The 1,298-nt window shown below is 55.6% G+C and carries 1 protein-coding gene and 1 other annotated feature; the gene reads right to left on the reverse strand.

Annotation, left to right across the window (positions count from 1 at the left end):
• Positions 1-39: 39 nt before the first annotated feature.
• A protein-coding gene (locus BLS94_RS14395) for an IS3 family transposase (protein ID WP_090962636.1) occupies positions 40-1,268 on the reverse strand; the annotation gives its coding sequence in 2 pieces (ribosomal slippage) (positions 40-989 and positions 989-1,268; 1,230 coding nt in all).
• Positions 874-990 (reverse strand) — a sequence feature (AL1L pseudoknot). It overlaps the preceding gene by 117 nt.
• Positions 1,269-1,298 lie beyond the last annotated feature (30 nt).

Here is a 1,298-nt window from a genome sequence, read left to right on the forward strand (position 1 = left end):
TGAATCGCCCCGAGTTTCATGGAGGCTGTTTGGTTTAAGTTAAACTTCTAGCGTGGTTTTTTCAGCCAGTTGCTGATAATAGTTTATCTCAGCTTCAGCCGGCGGAATGTAACCGATAGGTTCGAGTAACCGGTGGTGGTTAAACCAGGATACCCATTCCAAGGTCGCCAGCTCCACAGCGGACTTGGTTTTCCAGGGTGCTCGGCGATGAATCAGCTCGGTCTTGTACAGCCCGTTGACTGACTCAGCCAAGGCGTTGTCGTAGCTGTCTCCCCGACTGCCTACGGAAGGCTCAATCCCAGCTTGGGCAAGGCGTTCCGTATAGCGAATGGAGATGTATTGCAATCCTCTGTCGCTATGATGCACCAGAGCATCGGCTTGCTCGGGCTGGCGAGCGTAGAGTGCCTGCTCCAGTGCATCGAGCACGAAGTCCGTGTGCATGGAACTGCTCACGCGCCAGCCCACGATGCGCCTGGCGAACACGTCAATCACGAAGGCTACATACAGCCAGCCCTGCCAAGTCGAAACATACGTGAAGTCTGAGACCCAAAGCTGATTAGGACGATCCGCTTTGAACTGCCGGTTGACCCGGTCCAATGGGCAAGGTATTGCCGCGTCGGCAATCGTGGTTCGCACAATCTTGCCACGCCGCACGCCTTGCAGGCCCTGGCGTTTCATGAGCCGCTCTACCGTGCAGCGAGCCACATGGCGACCTTCACGGTTCAGTTGTCGCCAGACTTTGTCAGCGCCGTAGACCTGCATATTGGCTTGCCAAACCCGTTTGATTTCTGGATTCAGCATGTCATCACGCCTGGCGCGAGCACAACGCAATGCAGGATTCCTCTGCTGTGCGGCATAGCGTCGATAGCCTGATGGGGCAACCTGCAACACCTTGCAGATCGGCTCGACCCCATAGGCATCTCGATGCTGGTCGATAAACTGCCTCAGGACTTGAGTCGGCGGTCGAGCTCCGCCTGGGCGAAAAAAGCGCTCGCCAGTCGCAGAATCTCGTTGGCTTTGCGCAGTTCTCGAACTTCGCGCTCCAGCGCTTTTATCCGGTCGCGCTCGGCGCCGGTAACGCCATCGCGCATGCCAGTGTCGATCTCGTGTTTACGGACCCAATCATGCAAAGTCTGGGGAACACAACCGATCTTGAGTGCAATGGATTCAATGGTTGCCCACAAGGATGGATAATCGCCACGGTGTTCGAACACCATGCGTACCGCACGCTCACGTACTTCAGGGGAAAACTTGTTTGATTTCTTCATGGCTCCATTTATATGGACGCCTCCCGTTTT

The organism is Nitrosospira sp. Nsp18, assembly GCF_900103145.1.
Taxonomy (GTDB): Bacteria; Pseudomonadota; Gammaproteobacteria; order Burkholderiales; family Nitrosomonadaceae; genus Nitrosospira.